The organism is Aquincola tertiaricarbonis, from assembly GCF_023573145.1.
GTDB classification, from domain to species: Bacteria; Pseudomonadota; Gammaproteobacteria; order Burkholderiales; family Burkholderiaceae_C; genus Aquincola; species Aquincola tertiaricarbonis_B.
The window spans coordinates 1,971,825-1,994,516 of record NZ_CP097635.1; the positions used below are offsets into that span (position 1 = coordinate 1,971,825).

Genomic DNA, 22,692 nt, shown 5'->3' on the forward strand with positions numbered 1-22,692 from the left:
GAGGCATGCCAAGGACGACCTCGTTTCGCAGCGCCGTGTACGCCGGCTTCACGCTGGCCATCCTGTCCGCCCTGGCTCTGGGGCTGCTCACCTGGTGGGCGGCCTGGCAGAGCCAGCAGGCCGCCGACTACGTGCGCAACAGCCGCCAGGTGCTGCAGACGCTCACCGCCACCGAGGCCAGCTTCAACCGGGCCGAGGCCGCGCAACGCGGCTACATCAACCTGCGCAGGCAGAGCTTCGTCGACGAGCGCGATGACGCGATCGAGGCGCTGACCGGTCACCTCACGCTGCTGTCGCGTGCGCCGCTGGGCGGTGCTGCCCAGGAACGCCGGCTGGAAGCCTTGCGCAGTGCCCTCGACGACCGGCTGCAGGCCTACCGCGAGCTGCAGGCGCTGTACGACGCCGGCAAGCCGGTGGTGCTGGAAGACCGGCTGGTGGCTTCACAGCGGCTGCTGGGGCGCATCCGCTCGCTGCTGGGCGAGATGGAAGGCGAGCTGCGGGCCGACCTGGCCCGGCACGAGGCGTCGGCCGAGCGGCAGTCCGACATCGCGCGAGCGCTGTTCCTGGTGTTCGGGCTGGCGCTGGTGGCGCTGCTGGGCCTGATGTTCTGGCGCGTGCGGTCCGACCTGCTGGCCCGCGGCCAGGCCGAGCAGGAGGCCCGGCATGAGCGTGAACTCAATGGCCTGCATGCGCGGGCGCTGACGCTGTTCAATGCCAAGCCCGACCGCAAGTCGGTGTTGGAGGGCACGTTGGCCCTGCTGGCCGAGGCGGCCGACCGGCTGTTCCCGGTGTCGGTGTTCTATGCGCTGGACGAGTGGGGCACGCTGCGCATGGTGGCGGGCCACGGCACGCCTTCCGATGCCAAGGGCCTGCTGGATGCGCATGAAGGCCCACTGGGCCACGCCGCGCTCAGCGGCCAGATGGTGCGGCTGGATGGCCTGGAAGGTGCCGGCCATGGCGGCGGGCTGCGCATCGAGACCGGCCTGGCCACGCTGCGGCCCGCCGAGCTGCTGATGGCGCCGGTGGCCTACCAGGGCCGGCGCCTGGGCGTGATGGTGCTGGGCGCCGCGCGCACGCTGACCGAACGCGACCTGCAGTTCGTCGAGCGGCTGGCCGCGCAGCTGGGCGTGGCGCTGAACAACCTGGCCCAGCTGGATGGCCTCAATCTGCTGACCAGCGAGCTGCGCGAGCGCGGCGAGGACATTCAGCGCAAGAACGAGCAGCTGGAGCTGGCCAGCCGGCTCAAGAGCGAGTTCGTGGCCAGCATGTCGCACGAGCTGCGCACGCCGCTCAATGCGGTGATCGGCTTTTCCGAGATCCTGCGCGACGGGCTGGTGGGGCCGCTGGCGCCTCAGCAGCGCCAGTACGTCAACGACATCTACGAAAGCGGTCGCCACCTGCTGGCGCTGATCAACGACATCCTCGACCTGTCGAAGATCGAGGCCGGCCAGATGGAGCTGCAACTGGGCCCCGAGCAACCGGCCACGCTGGCGGCCAGCGGCCTGTCGGTGGTGCGCGAGCGGGCTGCCACCCGCCGCATCGAGCTGCGCGCCGACCTGCCCGAGGACCTGGGCAGCGTGGTGCTGGACAGCCGGCGCACGCTGCAGATCATCTTCAACCTGCTGTCCAACGCGGTGAAGTTCACCGCCGAGGGGGGCCTGGTGCAGCTGTCGATGGCGCGTGTAACGCGCGAGGAGGCCATGGCCCGGGCCACCACCGAGCACAGCCGCGTGTTTCCACCGGCCGGCGCCGTCACCGCGCATTACCTGCAGATCCGCGTCTCCGACACCGGCATCGGCATCGCGCCGGAGGCGCTGCGCGAGCTGTTCCAGCCCTTCAGGCAGGTGGATTCGTCGCTGTCCAAGCGCTACGAGGGCACCGGCCTGGGCCTGACCATGACCCAGCGCCTGGTGGAGTTGCACGGCGGCGGCCTGGAGCTGCACAGCCGGCCGGGCGAAGGCTCCACCTTCACCGTCTGGCTGCCATGGCGTGAGCCAGCTGCCAGGGCAGACGAGCCCCCGCCCGTCGCGCCGCCGTCCGAGCCGGCGCAGCCGGAAGCCGGCCGCGGTGATGCCCGCGGTGATGGCGCGGCGCGCATCCTGGTGATCGAGGACGAAGCCGCCGCGGCCCGCGTGATGCGGCTGCAGCTGGAATCGCACGGCTACCAGGTGCAGGTCTCGCCCGATGCGGAAAACGGCCTGGTGGCCGCGCGGCAATGGCGGCCCGATGCCATCGTGCTCGACGTCATCCTGCCCGGCATGGACGGCTGGGACGTGTTGTCGCAGCTGAAGGAGGAGGCGGCCACGCAGCGCATTCCGGTGGTCATCGTGTCGGTGACCGACGAGCCCCGCCGCGGCTTTGCGCTGGGGGCCTCGCAGGTGCTGGTCAAGCCGGTGGAGCGCGACGACCTGCTGGCCGCGCTGTCGTCCATGGGCATTGCGATGACCAGCCGGCCGGGCCAGGTGCTGGTGGTGGACGACGACCCCAAGGCCGTGACGCTGGTGACCACCCACCTGGAGGCGGCGGGCTTCCGGCCTTCGTGCGCCTTCAGCGGTGAAGAGGCGCTGAGCATCGTGCGCCGCGAGCGGCCCGACCTCATCATCCTCGACCTGATGATGCCCCACATGACCGGCTTCGAGGTGCTGGACGCGCTGGCCCGCCGGCCCGAGACGGCCGGCATCGCCATCGTGGTGCTCACCGCCAAGCTGGTGACCGATGCCGACCGCGAAGCGCTGCGCGGCCGTGTGCAGGCGGTGCTGGAGAAGGCCGAGTTCCAACCCAACCAGCTGGTGGCCGAGGTGCGGCGTGCGCTGCACCGCCGCCAGCTGGGCCATGAAGGAGCCGTTTGATGGCAAGGATCCTGGTGATCGAAGACAACCAGCACAACCTGCAGCTGGCCCGCGTGGTGCTGGAGCATGCGGCCCACCAGGTCAGCACCGCGATGGATGCGCTGCAAGGCCTGGCGATCGCCCGCAGCGAGCTGCCCGACCTGGTGCTGATGGACATCCAGATGCCGGGCATGGACGGGCTGGACGCCACCCGCGCCCTGCGGCGCGACCCGCAGACCGCCAGCCTGCGCGTGCTGGCGCTCACCGGCCTGGCGATGAGCGGGGACGAGCAGCGCATCCTGGCCGCCGGCTGTGACGGCTACATCACCAAACCCTACGACTACCGCGCGCTGCTGGACAAGGTGGCGGCGCTGTTGGCCCAGCCACCGCGCAGCCCGGCGTGATGATGGGCCGCCTGCGTCAATGGGCGCGGCAACTCAAGCGCGACGGCTTGACGCTGTGGTTCGCGGTGCGTCACCCGGGCACGCCATGGCCGGCCAAGGCCCTGGCCGCGCTGGTGGTGGCCTATGCCTTCAGCCCCATCGACCTCATCCCCGACTTCATTCCGGTGCTGGGCCTGCTGGACGAGATGCTGCTGCTGCCGGCCTTCATCTGGCTGGCGCTGCGGCTGACCCCGGCGCCGGTGCTGGCCGAGTGCCGCGCCCAGGCCCAGGCCTGGATGGATGCGGCGCGCGGCCGCATCACCCACTGGTGGGGCGCGGCGCTGGTGGTGGCGGTGTGGCTGGCGGCGGCGGCCGGCCTCTGGTGGTGGTGGCGCGGCTGAAGCCGCATCCGCATTGGCCTGTCGTTCAGGCGGCCTTGCGCACCGGCTTGCGTGCGGGCTTCTTGGCAGGTGTCCTGGCAGGCGTCTTGGTCGATGCCTTGGCAGGCGCTTTCGCCACCGTCTTGGCTGCCGTCTTGGCCGTCGTGCGGCTGGTCTTGCCGGCAGGCGCATCACCCCCCTTGCGGCCTGCCAGGCTGCGGCGCAGCAGCTCGCTCAGGTCCACCACGTTGGAGGCGGCGGGTGCCTCGTCGGCGTTTTCCAGCGGCGCCACCTGGGCCGTCTCGCCCGCTTCCACCTTCTTGGCAGCCAGCGCATGGATGGCATCGCTGAAGCGGTCCTGGTACTGGCTGGGGTCCCAGTCGCTCACCATCTCGCCGATCAACTGCTGGGCCATGGCCAGCTCGGCGTCCTTCAAGCCCGCGGCCTTCTTGCCTGCGGGCGGCAGCTTGAGTTCCTCGCGTGAACGCACCTGGCTGGCCCAGCGCAGCGTGTTCAGCAACAGCGCGTCGCCATCGGGGATCAGCGCGGCCAGGCTTTCCTTGGTGTGCATCACCACGCGGGCCACGGCGATGACGCCGGCGTCCACCATCGCCTCGCGCAGCAAGGCATACACCTTCTCGCCCTTGCCCAGCGGCGCCAGCAGGTAGGGCTTTTCCAGGTAGGTGAACGGGATCTGATCGGCCTTGACGAAGTGCTCGATCTCGATGACCTGCGTGCTCTTGGGGTAGGCCGCGTTGATCTCGTCTTCGCTCAGGATCACGTAGTCGCCGCTGTCCTGCTTCAGGCCCTTGACGATGTTGTCCTTGTCGATGTCCTTGCCGGTGCGCTTGTTAATGCGTTTGTAGCCCACCGGGTCCATGCTGCGCTTGTCCAGCCAGTCGAAGCTGATGCCGGTGTCCTGCGCGCCAGGGTACAGGGCCACGGGCACGTACACCAAACCAAAGCTGATGGCACCTTTCCAGATCACGCGGGGCATGGTGTTCTCCGTTGGTCAGAACAGGGTGAGTTGCCCGGGCTGCACGGGCAGGTCGGTCGGATGCTCGCCGAAGCTCGGCCAATGCACATGCTGGTCGGCCGGCATGCCGGGGTGGCCGTGGGCCCGCACCCGGTTGCCGCCTGCTTCACGGGCCAGCTCGCGGCGCCGGCCCGCCAGCCCGATCATCTGCTGGCCGGTCCAGTCGCCCGCGCTCGGGCCGCAGGCCACGCCGATGCTGACCGTCATGCGCCGCTGGTGCGAGCGGAAGCCGAGCTGGATGGCCTCGCGCAGGCCTTCGGCGCGGTGGTGCGCCTCTTCGATGCCGATGTGCTGCAGCATCACGCCGAACTGGTCGCCCACCAGCCGCGCCAGCACCGCCTGCGGGCCCAGCGCCAGGCGCAGCACCTTGCCGATCAGGTCCAGCGAGGCGTCGGCCGCATCGTCGCCTTCGCGCTCACGCAGCGCCTGGAAGTCGTCGGCATCCACCACCAGCACCGACAGCCGCGCGCCGGTGTGCTGGGCTTCGGTGGCCGCCAGCTCCAGCGCCAGGAAGAAGCTGGGCGCGCTGGGCAGGCGTGTGATGGGGTCCAGCGCCTTCACCGCGGGCGGGTTCATGCCGGCTCGCAATCCAGGCAGTCGTCGATGAGGTCGCGGCCCGATTCTTCATCGAAGCCCAGGTCCACCACACGGCTGCCGCGGCAAATGCTGCAGGGCTGGCCGGTGTTGCCGGCCACACCTCGCCAGACCGCGTGCTGGCGGCGGCTGGGGCGGCGCGCCTGCGCTGCGGCCTCCGGCGAGGGCGCATCGCCATACCAGCGACCCTGCGCCCAGCAGCTGTAAGGGCCGGCGGGGTGGCGGCGCTGGTACGGACCCTCGCGCAGGGGCGTGGCCTGCCCGTCGAACCAGGGCGTGGCCTGCAAAGGCGGCGTGAGCTTCTTCGGTGACTGCATGGGGCAACGGACTGGCTCGGGCTGAAGCCGATGTGAACCAGGCCAGCGGCAAGCAGCGTGCCGCAGGTCGTGCGGCGTGAGGGCTGGTTGCAAGGGCATACGCATTTGCAACACCCCGGGTACGTCGGTTGCCGAACCGTGGGCATCAGATGCACTGCGGCCCGCAGTGCGTGCAGCAGGAGTACCGCCCGCGTGTTGACCGACCAGGATCTTTATCTCTTTGGTGAAGGCACCCACTCGCGCCTGTACGAGAAGCTGGGCTGCCATTGGCACAACGGTGCCGCAGAGTTTGCCGTGTGGGCGCCGAATGCGCGCGCGGTGTCGGTCATCGGCGATTGGAACGGCTGGAACCCCGAAGCCGACCCGCTGCAGCCGCGGCCCGACAGCAGCGGCATCTGGGAAGGCCGCAGTACCCAGGCGCAGCGCGGGCAGGCCTACAAGTACCGCATCGAGTCGCAGCACCAGGGCTATCGCGCCGACAAGGCCGACCCCTACGGCATTTATGCCGAGGTGGCGCCGGCCAACGGTTCGCGCATCTGGAGCCTGGACTACGACTGGGGCGATGCCGACTGGATGGCCCAGCGCGCCCGGCGCAATGCGCTGGATGCGCCGGTGTCCATCTATGAGCTGCACGCCGGCAGCTGGAAGCGGCCCGACGGTCAGATGATGGGCTACCGCGAGCTGGCCCATGCGCTGGCCGATCATGTGCTGGCCTGTGGCTTCACCCATGTGGAGCTGATGCCGGTGACCGAGCATCCGTTCTATGGCTCGTGGGGCTACCAGACCACCGGCTACTTCGCGGCCACCTCGCGCTACGGATCACCGCAGGACCTGATGTTCCTGGTGGACCACCTGCACCAGCGCGGCATCGGCGTGATCCTGGACTGGGTGCCCTCGCACTTCCCGACCGACGAGCACGGCCTGCAGTACTTCGACGGCACGCACCTGTACGAGCATGCCGACCCGCGCCAGGGCTTCCACCCCGAGTGGAACAGCAGCATCTTCAACTACGGCCGGGGGGAGGTCAGCAGCTTCCTGATCAGCTCGGCCCTGTTCTGGCTGGACAAGTACCACCTCGACGGTCTGCGCGTGGATGCGGTGGCCTCGATGCTGTACCTGGACTATGCGCGCCGTGACGGCGAATGGGTGCCCAACCGCTACGGCGGCCGCGAGAACCTGGAGGCCATCCACTTCCTGCAGAAGCTCAACGAGGCGGTGTACCGCGAGCACCCGGACACGCTCACCATCGCCGAAGAAAGCACGGCCTGGCCGCGCGTCTCGCGCCCCACCTCCACCGGTGGCCTGGGCTTCGGCATGAAGTGGAACATGGGCTGGATGCACGACACCTTGTCGTTCATGCAGAAGGACCCGCTGTACCGCCAGTACCACCTGGGGCAGCTCACCTTCAGTCTGGTGTATGCCTTCAACGAGAACTTCGTGCTGCCGCTGTCGCACGACGAGGTGGTGTACGGCAAGAAGTCCCTGGTCGAGAAGATGCCGGGCGACGCCTGGCAGCAGCTGGCCAACCTGCGTGCCTTGTACGGCCTGATGTGGGGCCACCCTGGCAAGAAGCTGCTGTTCATGGGGGGCGAATTCGGCCAGCGTCGTGAATGGGCGCACGAGGGCCAGCTGGATTGGGAGCAGGCTGCGCAGCCGGGCCATGAAGGCCTGCGCCGTGCGCTGGCGCAGCTCAACCACCTGCTGCGCACCGAGCCGGCGCTGCATGAGCTGGACTTCAGCCCAGAGGGCTTCGAGTGGATCGAGGCCAACGACGCCGCCAACTCGGTGATCAGCTTCCTGCGCAAGCCCCGTGGTGGCGGTGCGCCGGTGCTGGTGGTGTGCAACTTCACGCCGCTGCCGCGCGAGGACTACCGGGTGGGCGTGCCGCAGGGCGGCTGGTGGCAGGAGCTGTTCAACAGCGATGCCGCCGACTACGGCGGCGCCGGCTGGGGCAACTGGGGCGGCCGCGAAGCCGAGGCCCCAGGCGCACACGGCCGCAGCCATGCGCTGCGGCTCACCTTGCCGCCGCTGGCCACCGTGATGTTCAAGCCCACGCAGGCCGAGCGGCCTGCGTTTGCAACGCGTTTGGAAGGAGATGGCCTTGGCCACTAAGACAACCGCTGCGGTGAAGTCCGCCGTGTCCGCACCCGCGCGTCCCAAGGCCTCTGCCGTGCGGCCCAGGCCCGCTGCCGTGAACGCCACGCCGGCGGTCGACACCCCCATCCAGCCCATCGGCATGCCGCCCGACAGCGGCCGCTCACGCGCGGTGATCGATGCGGTGCTGCCGGTGGTCGATGGTGGCCGCTTTGCCGTCAAGCGTGTGGTGGGCGAGCCGCTGGCGGTGGAGGCCCATGTCATCACCGACGGCCATGACCAGCTGCGCGTGATGCTGCAGTGGCAGGCCGAAGGTGGGCCCTGGCAGGAAACCGAGATGAAGCACACGGTCAACGACGTGTGGCAGGCCTGCTTCACGCCGCAGGCCCAGGGCCGCGCGGCCTACCGGGTGCAGGCCTGGGTGGACCACTTCCATTCGTGGCGGCACGAGCTGCTGCGGCGGGTGGACGACGACGACATCCGCATTGCTGCGCTGGTGGGCGCGGGCCTGCTGGACGAGGCCGCGGCCCGCGCGGTGGACGCCGACCGCCGGCTGCTGAGCGACTGGGCCGCGCGCCTGCGCCAGGGCGCCGAGGCCCGGCCCTTCGATGGCGCCAGCCTGAAGGCGCAGGCCCTGGACGAGCCGCTGGCCCTGTTGGCCGACCGCTATCCCGACCGCAGCCTGGCTGCCAGCAGCGCCGACCTGCCGCTGCAGGTGGACCGTGAACGCGCGCGCTTTTCCAGCTGGTACGAGCTGTTTCCCCGCTCGGCCGGCACCCAGCCTGGCAGGCACGGCAGCTTTGCGGACGTGGAGGCCAGGCTGCCCTACGTGGCCGAGATGGGCTTCGACGTGCTGTATTTCCCGCCCATCCACCCGGTGGGGCGCGACAAGCGCAAGGGCCGCAACAACGCGCTGCAGGCCGAGGCGGGCGACGTGGGCAGTCCCTGGGCCATCGGCGCCGAAGAGGGAGGCCACACCGACATCCTGCCCGAGCTGGGCACGCCCGAAGACTTCCGTCGCCTGGTGGCGCGGGCACGTGAGCTGGGCCTGGAGATCGCGATGGACATCGCCTTCCAGTGCGCGCCCGACCACCCGTGGGTGAAGTCGCACCCGCAGTGGTTCCGCTGGCGGCCCGACGGCACGGTGCAGTACGCCGAGAACCCGCCCAAGAAGTACCAGGACATCTACCCCTTCAACTTCGAGACCGAGGACTGGCGCGGGCTGTGGGCCGCGCTCAAGGGCGTGTTCGAGCACTGGATCGCCCAGGGCGTGCACATCTTCCGCGTCGACAACCCGCACACCAAGGCCTTCCCGTTCTGGGAGTGGTGCGTCACCGAGATCAAGCGCGTGCATCCGCAGGTGCTGTTCCTGGCCGAGGCCTTCACCCGGCCCAAGGTGATGCACCGGCTGGCCAAGCTGGGTTACTCGCAGTCGTACACCTACTTCACCTGGCGGCAGAGCAAGCAGGAGCTGACCGAGTACTTCACCGAGCTGTCGCAAGGCCCGGGCAAGGACTACTTCCGCCCCAATGCCTGGCCCAACACGCCCGACATCCTGAACGAGCAGCTGCACGGCGCCGGGCGGCCCACCTTCGCGCTGCGGCTGGTGCTGGCGGCCACGCTGTCCAGCAACTACGGCATCTACGGCCCGGCCTACGAGCTGATGGAGAACGCCCCGCGCAGCCCCGGCAGCGAGGAGTACCTCGACTCCGAGAAGTACCAGCTGCGCCACTGGAACCTGCAGCGGCCCGACAGCCTGCGGCCGCTGATCGCACAGATCAACCACATCCGCCGCCGCAACCCGGCGCTGCAGCAGCTGCAGAACCTGCGCTTCGTGCACACCGACAACGACCAGCTCATCGCCTACGTCAAGCGCGATGCGGCCTCGGGCAACACGGTGCTGGTGGTGGCCAATCTCGACACCCGCAACCGCCAGTCGGGCTGGGTGTCGCTGGACCCGGTGGCCCTGGGCCTGGAACGGAACGCCCGCTACCACCTGCACGACCTGCTGAGCAACCAGCGCTTCGTCTGGCAGGGCCCGCACAACTTCGTGATCCTCGACCCCGGGCAGGCGCCGGCGCACGTGTTCCGCGTGACGCAGCAGCTGCAGGGCGAGCAGGACTTCGACCACGGTCATTGAACGGCGCACTTCACACATGAACGCACCCCACACCCCGCACCTGGAAGAAGCCGAGCAGGGCGCCACTACGCCCGTCACCGACGAGGCGCTCTGGTACAAGGACGCGGTCATCTACCAGCTCAACGTCAAGGCGTTCTTCGACACCAACGACGACGGGATGGGCGACTTCAAGGGCGTGACGGCCAAGCTGGACTACGTCAAGGACCTGGGCGTCAACACCATCTGGCTGATGCCGTTCTATCCCTCGCCGCTGCGCGACGACGGCTACGACATCTCGCAGTACGAGGACGTGCATCCGCAGTACGGCACGCTGGACGACTTCAAGGTGATGCTGGACGAGGCCCACAAGCGCGGCCTGAAGGTGATCACCGAGCTGGTGATCAACCACACCTCCGACACGCACCCGTGGTTCCAGGCCGCGCGCAAGGCGCCGCCCGGCTCGCCCGAGCGCAACTTCTACGTGTGGAGCGACACCGACACCAAGTACAGCGGCACCCGCATCATCTTCACCGACACCGAGACCAGCAACTGGACCTGGGACCCGGTGGCCAAGGCCTACTACTGGCACCGCTTCTTCAGCCACCAGCCCGACCTCAACTTCGACAACCCGCTGGTGCTGGAAGCCATCTTCCGCACCATGCGCTTCTGGCTGGACATGGGCGTGGACGGCTTCCGCCTCGATGCCATTCCGTACCTGGTGGAGCGTGACGGCACCAACAACGAGAACCTGCCCGAGACGCATGCGGTGATCAAGCAGCTGCGCGCCGCCATCGACGCCAGCTACAAGAACCGCTTCCTGCTGGCCGAGGCCAACCAGTGGCCCGAGGACGTGCGCGAGTACTTCGGCGATGGCGACGAATGCCATGCGGCCTACCACTTCCCGCTGATGCCGCGCATGTACATGGCCATCGCGCAGGAAGACCGCTTTCCGCTCACCGAGATCATGGCGCAGACGCCGGAGATCCCGGCCAGCTGCCAGTGGGCCATCTTCCTGCGCAACCACGACGAGCTGACGCTCGAGATGGTGACCAGCAAGGAACGCGACTACATGTACAGCACGTACGCGTCCGACCCGCGTGCGCGCATCAACCTGGGCATCCGCCGGCGGCTGGCACCGCTGATGGACAACGACATGGACCGCATCAAGCTGATGAACAGCCTGCTGCTGTCGATGCCTGGCTCGCCCATCATCTACTACGGCGACGAGATCGGCATGGGCGACAACGTGTTCGTCGGCGACCGCAACGGCGTGCGCACGCCGATGCAGTGGAGCCCCGACCGCAATGCCGGCTTCTCGCGTGCCGACCCGCAGCGCATGTACCTGCAGCCCATCATGGACGCCAGCTACGGCTTTGCCGCGGTGAACGTGGAAGCGCAGGCGCGCGACCCCAGCTCGCTGCTGAACTGGATGCGCCGCATGCTGGCGGTGCGCGCCAGCAGCCATGCCTTCGGCCGCGGCAACCTGGTGTTCCTCAAGCCGGGCAACCGCAAGCTGCTGGCCTACCTGCGCATCCACGGTGACGAGATCATCCTGTGCGTGGCCAACCTGGCGCGCACCGCGCAGCCGGTGGAGCTGGACCTGTCGGCCTACAAGGGCCGGGTGCCGGTGGAGCTGCTGGGCAGCACGGCCTTCCCGCCGATCGGCGAGCTGCCCTACCTGCTCACCATCGCGGCCCACGGCTTCTACTGGTTCCGGCTGTCGGCCGACGTGCAGGTGCCCAAGTGGCACGAAGAGCACCTGCCCGTGGAAGACCGGCCGGTGCTGGTGCTGTTCGACGGCTGGAACAGCTTCTTCCGCGACCATGTGGTGCCGTGGCGCATCGGCATGGCGGTGAAGACGCGCCAGCAGTTCGAGGGCGATACGCTGCCGCGCTACATCGAGACCCAGCGCTGGTTCGCGGGCAAGGGCCACGCCATCGAGCAGGCGCGCCTGACCGACTACGCGATGTGGGAGCGCGGCCCCGGCAGCTTCCTGCTGCAGCTGGTGGCGGTGGAAGGCGCGCAGGAGCCGCAGAGCTACTTCCTGCCGCTGTCCATCGCCTGGGAAGACGACGACGAGGCCCGCACCCGCGCGCTGGCCGTCAGCGCCATCGCCCGCGTGCGGCAGCAGGCCTTCGTCGGCGTGATGGCCGATGCCTTTGCCGACGAGCATTTCTGCCGCGGCATCGTGGCGGCCATCGGTGAGCGGCTGGTGCTGCCCACCCAGGGTGGCGAACTGCGCTTCACGCCCACCGCGGCCTTCGAGGGCGTGGCCGGCAGCGACCACGACACGCTGGAGGTCAGCCGCCCGCAGGCGCAGAGCAGCAACACCATCGTCACGCTGGGTGAGCGCCTCTTCCTCAAGGGCTACCGCCGTCTGCGTCCGGGCCTGAACCCGGAGTACGAGATCGGCCGCTTCCTCACCGACGTGGCGGAGTTCCGGCACTGCGTGCCGGTGGCCGGCGTGCTGGAGCATGTGAGCACCGCCGGCGAGCGCACCACGCTGGCGCTGGTGCAGTCGTACGTGGCCAACCAGGGCGATGGCTGGGCCTACACCCTGGCCTACCTGCAGCGCTACTTCGAGCTGCAGCGCAGCACCCCCGAGGGCCTGCCCGCAGACGTGCACGGTGCCTACTTCGAGCTGATGCAGACCCTGGGCCGCCGCACCGCCCAGCTGCACCAGGCGCTGGGTCTGCGGGCCGGCGAGCCCGCCTTCGACCCCGAGCCGATGACCGCGGCCGACGTGACCGCCGCGGTGCAGCAGACGGCCGCACAGGCGCGCAGCGTGCTGGGCCAGCTGCAGGAGGCGCTGCCCACGCTGCAGGGCCGCACGTTGGAAGACGCGCAGGCCCTGCTGCAACGGCGCGATGCGCTGCTGCAGCGCATCCAGGCGCTGGCTGGCACCGCCGACGCCGGCCAGAAGATCCGCATCCACGGCGACTACCACCTGGCGCAGGTGCTGCTGGTCAAGAACGACTTCGTGGTGGTGGACTTCGAAGGCGAGCCGGGCCGCAGCTTCGACGAGCGGCGGGCCAAGCAATCGCCGCTGCGCGACGTGGCCGGCATGCTGCGCAGCTTCAGCTACGCCAGCGAAAGCGGCCTGCGCGCGGCCCTGCAGGTGCCGGGCGACAGCGGCCCGCTGCCTGCACTGGCAGCGCAGTGGGAGGCCGGTGCTCGCGCTGCCTTCCTGCAGGCTTATGCCGAGGTGGGCGCGCCCGGCACCGGCGGCGCCGCGCTGGACCCGGCGCACGGCCTGCTGTCGCTGTACGTGCTGGACAAGGCGCTGTACGAACTGCGCTACGAACTGGCCAACCGGCCCGACTGGGTGGGCATTCCGCTGCGCGGCATCCTCGATCAACTGAATCAAGAGGACCTTTGACATGGAACGGGTAGACATGATGCTGGAGCCGCTGCGGGCCTTCCTGCTGCAGATCGGCGCATTCATCCCCCGGCTGCTGATCGCGGCCGGCGTGCTCATCGTCGGCGTGCTGGTGGCCAAGGCCGCACGCTTTGCGGTGCGCAAGACGCTGCGGGCCATCAACTTCCACATCGTCACCCGCCGTGCGGGCGTGGACGGCCTGCTGCAAAAGGGCGGCAGCGAGACCGACACCACCGACCTGCTGGCCTGGCTGGCCTACTGGGTGGTGATCCTGGCGGCGCTGATCGTGGCCTTCAACGGCCTGGGCCTGACGCAGGTGACCGAGCTGCTGGGCCGCGTGATGGTGTTCGTGCCCAAGGTGATCGTGGGCCTGCTGATCCTGGCCTTCGGTGCCTACTTCGCGCGCTTCGTGGCCAATGCGGTGGCCACCTACTGCCACAGCGTGGGCGTGCGCGATGCCGACCTGCTGGGCGGCCTGGCGCGCTACGCGATCCTGATCTTCGTGCTGATGATCGCGCTGGACCACCTGGACATCGGCGGCGCCATCGTGCGCTACAGCTTCCTCATCGTGCTGGGCGGCCTGGTGGCCGCCATCGCGCTGGCCTTCGGCCTCGGCGGCCGCGAATGGGCCGCCGCGCACCTGGAACGCTGGTGGCCCACCAAGGGCCTGGATGCGCTGCCCCAGCGCGGCGCCCGCTCGCCCGGCGGGCCGGGGGCGCAGGTCACGCCGTTCAACCCCGGGGTGCCGGGTGCGGGCCCCGGCGCAGGCGCAGCCGGTTCGGGCCTGGGTACCGGCACCGCCGGCCCCGGCGGTCCGGGCAGCCCTGGCCGCATGGGAGGGGGCGCGCGACGCGACGGGTGAGGCTCTGATGGGTCAGCGAAGGTCAGGGACCTCGTTGACACAGCTGATCAACCCGCGCAGCGACCTTGCCTTCCAGTTTGGAGAGGACCACATCCACCGGAATGGCATGGCCGGTTCGTTCATACGTGGCCAGGGATGCCCTGCACCGCGCGGCGAAAACGGGGGGCGTGGGGTGTGGGTGACCCCGGTGGCAGGGGCTCGCTGTGATGCGCTTCAACGTACTGAGCATTCAGTCCAGCTGGCGAAAGCTGGCCGTTTTTTCAAGCAGCTCCACGGCTTCGCTGATCAGCGCGGGCGGCGCCACGATGCGGCGCGCCTGCAGGTTTAACCAGGCGCCGGTCATTCGGTAGCGCGCCACGGGCACTTCGTTGCGCTCAAAAGTCACCTCATGCACAAAGCGGCTGCCGTCGGCGCTGGCGGCCGCGCGCTGCATGCGCAGCGTCAGCGTCTCGCCCAGGCGCACTTCTTTCAAGAAAGTCGAGGTCTCTTCGAGGGTGATGGGCGCGGTGCCTTCCTTGGCGAAGACGGCCGGCGTCAAGCCCACGCCTTCAAACCATTCCGACCGGGCGAAGGTCGCCCAGTCGGCAAACGCGCTGTGGCGCAGGTGGCCGTACGCATCGACATCGGCCCAGCGGATCTTCACGCGGACTTCATGGCTTGGGGTAGGGGTGCTCAAGGGCTTGGCTCCATAGCAGGTTGCAGGGCGTGTCCGGTGCCTTCTCGAACCTGCAGAGCTTTCACCGTGTCGTCTGGGAGTCTATGGGTGCGAAGCGACCACCGTCTCCATCGTGCAAATAGTTGTCAGAAGGGGCGCCTACCCACCGCCCCGCTGTGCCAAGACGCCACCGCCGCCAGCGCCAGAAACCCCAGTGCGGCCAAGCCCAGGCTGCCGTAACCGTGGTGCGCCACCCACCAGCCGCCCAGGCCGGCGCCCAGGGCCTGGCCCAGGTACACGAACGAGGTGTTGAGGCCGATGTTGCGGGCACCGCCCGCGGCATCCAGCGCCAATAGCCGGGCCTGCTGGGCGGCATTGAGCGCAAAGCCCGCCAGGGCCCAGGGGGTGAGCACCAGCATCGCCATCGGCAGGCTGGTGGCCAGCGGCCAGGCCCCCATCGAGACCGCCATCAGGCCCAGGCACAGCGCCACGGCCCGTGGTGCACCCACGCGGTCGACGACGCGCCCGATGCACCCGACACCCAGCACGCTCAGCGTGCCCAGCACCATCAGCGCCAGCGCCATGTCGGCAGGCTGCACGTGCAGCACGTCGCGGCCATAGCTGGTGAAGTAGGTCAGCAGCACCAGTTGCCCGGCCAGGGCCATTGCGGTGGTCAACCAGCAGCTGCGCACACCGGCCGCGGTGGCGCGCCAGGGAGTGGTGGCGACGGGCGGTATGTGGGCCGCAAAAGGCGCGAGCGCACGCCAGACCGCCGCGGTGGCCAGCAGGCTGCACGAACCCACGGCCGCGAACACCCAGGGCCAGCCCACCACGGCGCTGAACCAGGCTGCTGCCGGCGTGCCCAGCACCAGGGCCAGCGGCCAGCCCAGGTACACCGTGGCCGTGACGCGGCCCACGCGCTGCGGCAGCAGCAGGCCCAGCAGCGCCGCGGCCTGCGCCGTGAAGACGGCCGGCCCCACCGACTGCAGCGCTCGGGCCACCGCCAGGCCGCCCCAGGTGGTCTGCCAGGCCGACAGCAGCAGCGCCAGGCCCTGCACCAGCAGCGTGGCGGTGAGCAGCTGGCGGCGGCCGATGCGCCGCGCCACCACCGGTGCCAGCGGCGCCATCAGGCACATGACCACGCCCGACAGCGTGACCAGCTGGCCCACCTGGGCCACGCTCACCTGCAGCGACCGGCTGAGGTCGGGGATCAGCGCCGTGAGCATGCTGCCGCAGGTGCCGACCACGAAGTTGCCCGCCAGCACCGAGCCGATCAGGAGGCGCTCATGGCGCGCCAGCGCCGGCGGGCCGGCGGTGTCGGGGGCAAGGGGCTGCATGGGGCGAATCTTCGCCCAAGGATCATGACACCCGCAGCGCCCCCGCTTCGCGCACCGCAGCGATGCTGGGCCAGCCGTTGACGGCCATCAGCAGGTCGGCTTCGGCCAGCAGGCAGCGCAGCACGTGGGTGGCGCCTGCCGCGCCGTCCAGCGCCAGGCCGTAGGCATAAGGCCGGCCCACGCCCACGGCGCGGGCGCCCAGGGCCAGGGCCTTGACCACGTCGGTGCCCGATCGCACGCCCGAATCGAACAGCACCGGCACGCTGCCCGCGGCCTTCACCACCTCGGGCAGCAGGTCGATGGCGGCCATGCCGCCGTTGGCCTGGCGGCCGCCGTGGTTGCTGCAGTAGATGGCACCGGCACCCGCGTCCACCGCGCGGCGTGCATCGTCGGGGTGGCAGATGCCCTTGAGCACGATGGGCAGCTTGGTCAGGCTCTTCAGCCAGGGCATGTCGGCCCAGGTGAGCACACGGCCGAAGAGCTTGGTCCAGGCGCGGATGGCGGCCGCCGGGTCGACCTCGGGCGGCTGCGGCAGCAGCTTGCGGAACGCCGGGTCGCTGAAGTAGTTGCTCAGCACATGGCCGCGCAGCTGCGGAAAGCTGGCGGTGTTGAGGTCGCGCGGTCGCCAGCCGGTCACCCAGGTGTCCAGCGTCACCACGATGGCGCGGTAGCCCGCTTTCTCGGCGCGCTGTACCAGGCTGGCGGCCACGTCGGCATCGCGCGGGGTGTACAGCTGGAAGAAGCCGGGCTGGTCGCCCAGGGTCTGCGCGACGGTCTCCAGCGGGTCGTTGGTCAGCGTGCTCAGGCACAGCGGCACGCCGGTGGCCACGCTGGCGCGGGCGGCGGCCAGGTCGCCATGCTGGTCTTGCGTGCAGATGCCGGTGACGCCGATGGGCGCCATGAACAGCGGCGTGGGGTAGCGCTGGCCGAACAGCTCGATCGACAGGTCGCGCGAGGTGCTGTCGACCATCATGCGCGGCACCATGCCCCAGTGGCCGAAGGCCTCGCTGTTGCGGCGTTGGGTCAGCTCGTCGCCGCAGCCGCCCTGCACGTAGTTCAGCACGTGGGGCGGCATGGCGGCGGCGGCGCGGGCCTCCAGCGTGGCGAAGTCGGTGGGCAGCTTGGGCACCACGCCGGACAGGCCGGCCAGGTAGATCTCGTTCTGAAAGTCACCGTAGTGCGGCATGCGGTTGGTCTCCTTGTGGTGTGTCGACCGATGCTACGGCGCCCCGCAGCCGGGGGATGTCACGCGCATGCCAGGCCCGCTGGTTGCCGGGTGGTTGTTACAGCGGGTGACGCCTGATGCATCCACCGCGCAAACCAAAGCAGCGCTGCTGCGTTCTGATGGAAGACACAACGAAAGAGGAGTTGCCATGCCCACCACCGACGCCCTGAACGAGCCTTCGCTGTCGCCCAGCGCCCACCGCCGGCGCTCGCGCGACCGTACCGTGGTGGCCATCGTGGGCGGTGGCCTGCTGGTGGCCGCGCTGGCCGCCGGCGGCGGCTGGATGCTGCGCGGTGCCACCCAGCCGCCGATGGTGGCGGCCGCCAGCAGCCAGACCCAGACGCCGCCGACGACCCCGCCCAACGCACCCGACGACCGGCCGCCGCTGGTCGAGCAGGCGCCGCCCAGCCCCGTGGCCGAGAAGCCCGCCCCCGTGCGCACCGAACGTGCACCGGTGCAGCAGCGCCAGCCGGCCCCGGTGGTGGCGCAGGCCCCGGTGCACACCGAGCGCCGGCCGGTGGAGATCTGCCAGTCGTGCGGTACCGTGGAAAGCGTGCGCAGCATCCAGCGCAAGGGTGACGCCAATGGCGTGGGCGCGGTGGCCGGTGGCGTGCTGGGCGCGGTGCTGGGCAACCAGGTGGGCGGCGGCAATGGCCGCACCGCGATGACGGTGCTGGGCGCCGTGGGCGGCGGCATGGCCGGCAACGAGGTGGAAAAGCGCATGAAGGCCGAGACGGTGTACGAAGTGCGCGTGCGCATGGACAACGGCACCACCCGCACCGTCACCCAGCGCAGCGCGCCCGCCCAGGGCTCGCGCGTGACGGTGGACGGCAACGGCGTGCATTCGATGTAAGCCTGAAAGCGCGCGCCTCCCACGGCGCGCGCCGGTGTTTTCCGACAGGCGGGGCCACGCGCCCCGCCTAGCCTGCGGTTTCCACATCAGCCGCAAGGAAGCCGCGTGAACCACCCCGCCAACCCGCCCGTCGACGAGCACGGCAAGCCCAATCCGATCGTCAACGCGGTGTCCAACGCCGTGGCCGCCCTGCGGGCCGATGACGACCAGCTGGACCTGGCGGAGGCGCATGAGGCGCTGGGCCCCAAGGCCATCGAAAAGCTGACGGTGCAGGAAGCGCGCGCCCAGCCCACGGTGGCCGACGCGGTGCGTGCGCTGCTGCAGCGCGAAGGCAAGCCCACCGACCCCCAGGCCCTGGTGCCTGGCGTGCGCAGCAGTGATCTGCAGGTGGAAGGCGCGGCCGGCCCGCTGCCGGCCACGCTGTACACGCCGCCGGGCAGCGGCCCCTTTCCGCTGGTGCTGTACTTCCACGGCGGCGGCTGGGTGATCGCCGACCGCCATGTGTACGACGGCGGGGCGCGCGGCCTGTGCGCGCAGTCGGGCGCCATCGTGCTGTCGGTGGACTACCGGCAGGCGCCGGAGCACAAGTTCCCGGCCGCCTGGGACGATGCGCTGGCGGCCTACCGCTGGCTGATCGCCCATGCCTCGCGGCTGGGCGGCGACCCCACGCGGCTGGCATTGGCCGGTGAAAGCGCCGGCGGCAACCTGGCCATGGCCACCGCCATCGCCGCGCGTGATGCGGCGCTGCGGCAGCCGCTGCACGTGGTGTCGGTGTACCCGGTGGCGCAGACCAGCCTCAACACCGAGTCGTACCTCGAGAACGCCATCGCCAAGCCCTTGAACCGGGCGATGGTGAAGTGGTTCGTCGACCACCTGATCAACCACGAGAACGAGCTGAAGGACACCCGCCTGCAGCTGATCGAGGCCGACCTGGGCCGGCTGCCCCCGGTGACGCTGATCAACGCCCGGCTGGACCCCTTGCGCAGCGACGGCGCCAAGCTGGAGCACGCGCTGCGTGCCGCCGGCAACGCGGTGGAGCGCCGGGAATACGAGGGCGTGGCGCACGAGTTCTTTGGCGCGGCAGCCGTGCTGGAGAAGGCCCGCGAGGCCCAGGCGTATGCCGGCGCGCGGCTGCGCCAGGCTTTTGCAGCCGCAGCGCCCTCCGCCGCCGCCACCACAGCCACAGGCCTGTAGCCAGCAGCAGAGTGGGCACCAGGCCGAAGAGGCTCCACAGCACACGCGCCGCCAGGCCGAAGGCCTCGGCGCTGTGCAGCGGGAACAGCCAGTTCAGCAGCACGTTGCCCGCGGGGGCGTTCAGCGGGTCGTAGCGCAACATCACCTCGCCGCCGGGGCTGATGCGCACCCGGGTGTTGCCGGTGTCGGCGCGGGGCTCGCCAGGCTGCAGCAGCCGCACTTCGGCCGCACCGCGGCCGGTGGGCAGCGTCAGCCGGCTCCACTGCGCCTGCGGAAACTGCGCGCTGGCCAGGGCCACCAGTTCGTCCGGCGACAGCGCGCCCGCGGTTCGGCTGCTGTCGGCGGGCGCGGGCGTGGCCCCGCTTTGCTGCATGCGTGGCTGCAAGCGGGGCTGCGCCTGCAAGGGCAGCACCGCACCCACCCAGGCGCGGGTGGTGTCGCCGAACACCAGCGCGGCGCCGGTCAGGCTCAGCAGCACCAGCAACGGGGCCAGCCAGAAGCCCACGGCGCGGTGCACGTCGTACCAGCGGCGGGCCGGTGCCGCCTGCCACTGGATGCCCAGCGTGCGGCGCCAGGCCGCCCAGCGCAGCGCCTGCCGCGGCCAGGCCAGCACCAGGCCGGTCAGACCCAGGCCCAGCAGCACCAGGCCGCCGGTGCCGGCCACGGTGGCGCCGGTCTCGCCGCTCCAGAAGTAGCGATGCAGCTCATACACCGTGGGCACCAGGTGTTGCGCGTCCCAGCGCACCAGGCCACGGTCGCGCGCGCCCAGGTACTGGCCGCAGGCCATGTCGATGAAATGCTCGCGCCGCAGGCCGTGTGCATCGCGCTTTTCCCACACCTGCCAGGCGGCCCCGGACTCGTGCGGCGCCACCACGATGTTGGGCTGGCGCCCGGGCGCCTGCTGCTGCAGCACCTGCAGCACGCGGGCCACCGGCGTGGCGGTGGTGGGCAGGCCGGCGGGCTCGATCGCGCTGCAGGCGGGCAGGGGCCGGAACCAGCCCGGGTTGAGCGCGGCATCCAGCTCGGCCTGCCACACCAGCAGGCTGCCGCTCAGGCCCAGCACCACCAGCAGCGCGCCGGCCAGCAGCGAGGCCCAGCGGTGCAGCCAGGCCAGGGCCTTGCGCAGTCGGCCGCCCATGGTCAGAAGGTGCGACGCCAGCTCAGCGTCAGCGTGCGGCCACGGCCGGCGTAGTAGTCCTCGGCAGTGCCCGAGTAGTTGGCCTGGCCGTAGTAGGTGATGTAGCGGCGGTCGAACAGGTTCTCGATGCCCGCGCCCAGCTTGCCCCAGGGCGAATCCCAGCTCAGCGCCACGTCGGCCACGGTGTAGCCCTTGAAGTGCTCTTCCAGCGAGGTGCGGCCCGAGAACTTGCCTTCGTTGGCATCGCGCGAGAAGTAGACCGACTGCGTCCAGTGCGCCTGCCAGCCCGGCGCCGGCCGCCACAGCGCGCCCAGCACCAGCTTGTCGGGCCCTTGCGAGCGCGCGCCCAGGTCCAGGTCGAGGCTGCCGCCCGCGGTGCTGGCGGTACGGCCGCGCGTGATGGCATAGCTGCCGTTGAACTGCCAGTCGGGCAACGGGCGCCACTCGCCCGTCACCTCGAAGCCGCGCACCGTGATCGGCACCCGCTGGACCGAGCCGATGCCGTTGCTCACCACCAGCTGGCTGCCCAGGTCGGAGTGCGATCGGTAGACCGAGGCCGACAGGCTGGCCCGTGAGCCGCGCCAGGTGACGCCTACTTCGCGGTTGTCGATCAGGATGGGCTGCAGGTCCACCAGGTTGTTGACCGAGCGGCCATTGCTGTTGACGGCGCGCAGGATCAGGCCCACGTCGGGCGAGCCGAAGCCTTCGCTGTACGCGGCGAAGGTGGACCAGCCGGTGTTGCCGAAGCGCCAGACCGCGCCCAGGTTCTTCACCAGCTTGCTGGCGCTGCGCTCACCGCCTTGCACCGCGCGGCTGCCGTAGTAGGCCAGCGTGCTGTAGTCGTCCACCTTCAGCCGGCTGTGCTCGTTACGCAGGCCGCCGCGCAGCGTCAGCGGGCCGATCTCGTACTCCAGCTGCGCGAAGGGCGCCAGGCTGCGGTAGGTCATCGGCGGCACCCACACGCGGCCGGTCTGCGTCAGCCGCTGCTGCGATTCGTCGTCCAGGTAGTCGGCGCCCAGCGTCAGCTCCAGGCCGCGGGTCCACAGGTCGGGCCGCACCCAGCTGGCGCGCAGGCCCCATTTGTCGGCCTGGATCTCGCTCTGGTCGATCAACTGGCCGACCGGCGCGATGGCCGCGTCCTGGAAGGTGGCGATCACGCCGCCGCTGTAGCGGGCCGAGAAGTCCTGCTTGAACAGCTGCACCGTGGCCGTGCCCTGGGCCAGGTCGTTGTGCGTCCATTCCAGGCTGGCCGAGCGCACCTCGTTGCGCGGCGCGTCGTACGGCAGCGTGCCGCGTTGCGAGGTGGTGGGCACGCCGGTGGCGCGGTCGCCGGGCACGTCCACCCGGTCGTCGAAGCCGTCGGCCTGGTAGCGGTTGAACATCACCTGCAGCCGCTGCGGGCCGAAGTCCTTGCCCAGCTTGACAAACACGTCGGCCGCGCGGTGCAGCGATTCGGTGGCCAGCGGCCGGCCGGCGCCGTCGACGCCGATGTCCTGGTTGCGCGCGCCCAGGTAGGCGATCAGGTCGTAGCTGCTCTTGTGCTCCAGCATGTAGCCGGTCTTCCAGCTGGCGCTGTCGCCATGGAACTGGGTGCCGTACTTCAGCTCCACCGTGTGGCGGGTGCCTTCTTCAGTGGGTGTGCGGGTGATGGTGTTGATGATGCCACCCGTGGCGCCCAGGCCCTGCGCGGCCGAGGCGCCCGACACCACCTCGATGCGCGAGACGATCATCGGGTCGGCGAAGTAGCCTTCGCGCCCACCCAGGCGCAGCGGGTTGGTCTGCGGAATGCCGTCCAGCAGCAGCAGCGCATTGCGGCCACGCAGGCCTTCACCGAAGTTGCTGAGCTTCTGGCGTGAAGGCGCATAGCCCGGAATCTGCAGCGCCAGCAGCGCGCTCGGGTCTTCGCTCACCAGGCCCTGGGCCTCGATGTCCTGGCGGCTGATGATGCTCACCGCGCCCGGGATCTTCTCCACCGCCTTGGCGCCGCGGGTGGCGGTGACGACCACCTGCTCGGCGCTGGTGTCATTCGTGGTGGCGGTGACGAGGGTGGGGGAGGTGGTCTGGGCCCGCAGGGTCGGGGCAATGAAAAGGCAGGCGCAGGCCGTGGCCAGCGCATGGAAGCGCAAGTGCATGGAACGTAATCCGTGAGGGCTGGAGGTGGCGTCAGGGCCACCGGCTGGACCGTGGCGGTTGGCTGAGCCCTTACGGCGACCATTCTAGAGTAAACAAGAATCAATCTTGTTTGCGGCGCGGTACGGCGATTGCCGAGGCGGCGCTGCGCGGGCGCGGTTGCCCGCG

General features: G+C 70.1%; 16 protein-coding genes and 1 pseudogene. 9 read left to right on the plus strand and 8 right to left on the minus strand.

Annotated elements, in window-relative coordinates; genetic code table 11:
* Positions 1–5 precede the first annotated feature (5 nt).
* From MW290_RS09110 to MW290_RS09120, 3 genes are read left to right on the plus strand one after another with little or no spacing between them, the layout of a single operon-like run.
* Positions 6–2,849 carry a response regulator gene (locus MW290_RS09110; protein ID WP_250194356.1) on the plus strand — a complete coding sequence of 948 codons (2,844 nt, stop codon included), beginning with the start codon at positions 6–8 and terminating at the stop codon, positions 2,847–2,849.
* Positions 2,849–3,232, plus strand: a complete 384-nt coding sequence (locus MW290_RS09115; protein WP_250194357.1) for a response regulator — start codon at positions 2,849–2,851, stop codon at positions 3,230–3,232. Before MW290_RS09110 ends, MW290_RS09115 begins: the two co-directional genes overlap by 1 nt.
* A complete protein-coding gene (locus tag MW290_RS09120) occupies positions 3,232–3,612 on the plus strand; it encodes a YkvA family protein (protein WP_250194358.1) in 381 nt (126 codons plus the stop codon). The genes MW290_RS09115 and MW290_RS09120 overlap by 1 nt, the downstream gene beginning before the upstream one ends.
* Positions 3,613–3,637: 25 nt before the next feature.
* On the opposite strand, the gene ku is transcribed toward MW290_RS09120, so the two are convergent.
* The 3 genes from ku to MW290_RS09135 are packed head-to-tail and all read right to left on the minus strand — an operon-like array spanning position 3,638 to position 5,538.
* Positions 3,638–4,588: a non-homologous end joining protein Ku gene (gene ku, locus MW290_RS09125; RefSeq protein WP_250194359.1), complete on the minus strand. Its 951-nt coding sequence runs from the start codon at positions 4,586–4,588 to the stop codon at positions 3,638–3,640.
* A 15-nt stretch (positions 4,589–4,603) separates the two neighbouring features.
* Positions 4,604–5,203 carry a GGDEF domain-containing protein gene (locus MW290_RS09130; protein ID WP_250194360.1) on the minus strand — a complete coding sequence of 200 codons (600 nt, stop codon included), beginning with the start codon at positions 5,201–5,203 and terminating at the stop codon, positions 4,604–4,606.
* Positions 5,200–5,538: a hypothetical protein gene (locus tag MW290_RS09135; protein WP_250194361.1), complete on the minus strand. Its 339-nt coding sequence runs from the start codon at positions 5,536–5,538 to the stop codon at positions 5,200–5,202. The genes MW290_RS09130 and MW290_RS09135 overlap by 4 nt, the downstream gene beginning before the upstream one ends.
* Positions 5,539–5,730: 192 nt before the next feature.
* Here MW290_RS09135 and glgB point away from each other — a divergent pair, with 192 nt between their 5' ends.
* From glgB to MW290_RS09155, 4 genes are all read left to right on the plus strand, one after another.
* Positions 5,731–7,650 carry a 1,4-alpha-glucan branching protein GlgB gene (gene glgB / locus MW290_RS09140; protein WP_250194362.1) on the plus strand — a complete coding sequence of 640 codons (1,920 nt, stop codon included), beginning with the start codon at positions 5,731–5,733 and terminating at the stop codon, positions 7,648–7,650.
* A 124-nt stretch (positions 7,651–7,774) separates the two neighbouring features.
* A complete protein-coding gene (locus MW290_RS09145; protein WP_250196633.1) occupies positions 7,775–9,772 on the plus strand; it encodes an alpha-1,4-glucan--maltose-1-phosphate maltosyltransferase in 1,998 nt (665 codons plus the stop codon).
* A gap of 16 nt (positions 9,773–9,788) precedes the next feature.
* A complete protein-coding gene (gene treS / locus MW290_RS09150; protein WP_250194363.1) occupies positions 9,789–13,130 on the plus strand; it encodes a maltose alpha-D-glucosyltransferase in 3,342 nt (1,113 codons plus the stop codon).
* A gap of 1 nt (position 13,131) precedes the next feature.
* Positions 13,132–13,992: a mechanosensitive ion channel family protein gene (locus tag MW290_RS09155; protein ID WP_250194364.1), complete on the plus strand. Its 861-nt coding sequence runs from the start codon at positions 13,132–13,134 to the stop codon at positions 13,990–13,992.
* Positions 13,993–14,221: 229 nt separating this feature from the next.
* Here the strand turns inward: MW290_RS09155 and MW290_RS09160 are convergent, their stop codons facing one another.
* The 3 genes from MW290_RS09160 to MW290_RS09170 form a co-directional block, all read right to left on the minus strand.
* Positions 14,222–14,668 carry an acyl-CoA thioesterase gene (locus MW290_RS09160; protein WP_250194365.1) on the minus strand — a complete coding sequence of 149 codons (447 nt, stop codon included), beginning with the start codon at positions 14,666–14,668 and terminating at the stop codon, positions 14,222–14,224.
* Between the two features lie 125 nt (positions 14,669–14,793).
* Positions 14,794–15,984 (minus strand): MFS transporter, encoded by a 1,191-nt coding sequence (locus tag MW290_RS09165; protein WP_250194366.1) that lies wholly within the window; start codon positions 15,982–15,984, stop codon positions 14,794–14,796.
* A 22-nt stretch (positions 15,985–16,006) separates the two neighbouring features.
* On the minus strand, positions 16,007–17,170 hold the full coding sequence (locus MW290_RS09170; protein WP_250194367.1) for an alpha-hydroxy-acid oxidizing protein: 1,164 nt from the start codon (positions 17,168–17,170) through the stop codon (positions 16,007–16,009).
* A 187-nt stretch (positions 17,171–17,357) separates the two neighbouring features.
* Between MW290_RS09170 and MW290_RS09175 the strand changes: the two genes are divergently transcribed.
* The gene (locus tag MW290_RS09175; RefSeq protein ID WP_250194368.1) at positions 17,358–18,062 is read left to right on the plus strand and encodes an outer membrane lipoprotein; all 705 of its coding nucleotides are present in this window, start codon (positions 17,358–17,360) and stop codon (positions 18,060–18,062) included.
* Between the two features lie 105 nt (positions 18,063–18,167).
* Positions 18,168–19,256, plus strand: coding sequence for an alpha/beta hydrolase (locus MW290_RS09180; protein ID WP_250194369.1), 1,089 nt, complete (start codon positions 18,168–18,170; stop codon positions 19,254–19,256).
* A 31-nt stretch (positions 19,257–19,287) separates the two neighbouring features.
* On the opposite strand, the pseudogene MW290_RS09185 reads toward MW290_RS09180, so the two are convergent.
* Both MW290_RS09185 and MW290_RS09190 read right to left on the minus strand, forming a co-directional pair.
* Positions 19,288–20,394: pseudogene (locus MW290_RS09185) on the minus strand (PepSY-associated TM helix domain-containing protein); the annotation flags it as partial.
* A gap of 2 nt (positions 20,395–20,396) precedes the next feature.
* Positions 20,397–22,526 (minus strand): TonB-dependent receptor, encoded by a 2,130-nt coding sequence (locus MW290_RS09190; RefSeq protein WP_250194370.1) that lies wholly within the window; start codon positions 22,524–22,526, stop codon positions 20,397–20,399.
* Positions 22,527–22,692: the final 166 nt, after the last annotated feature.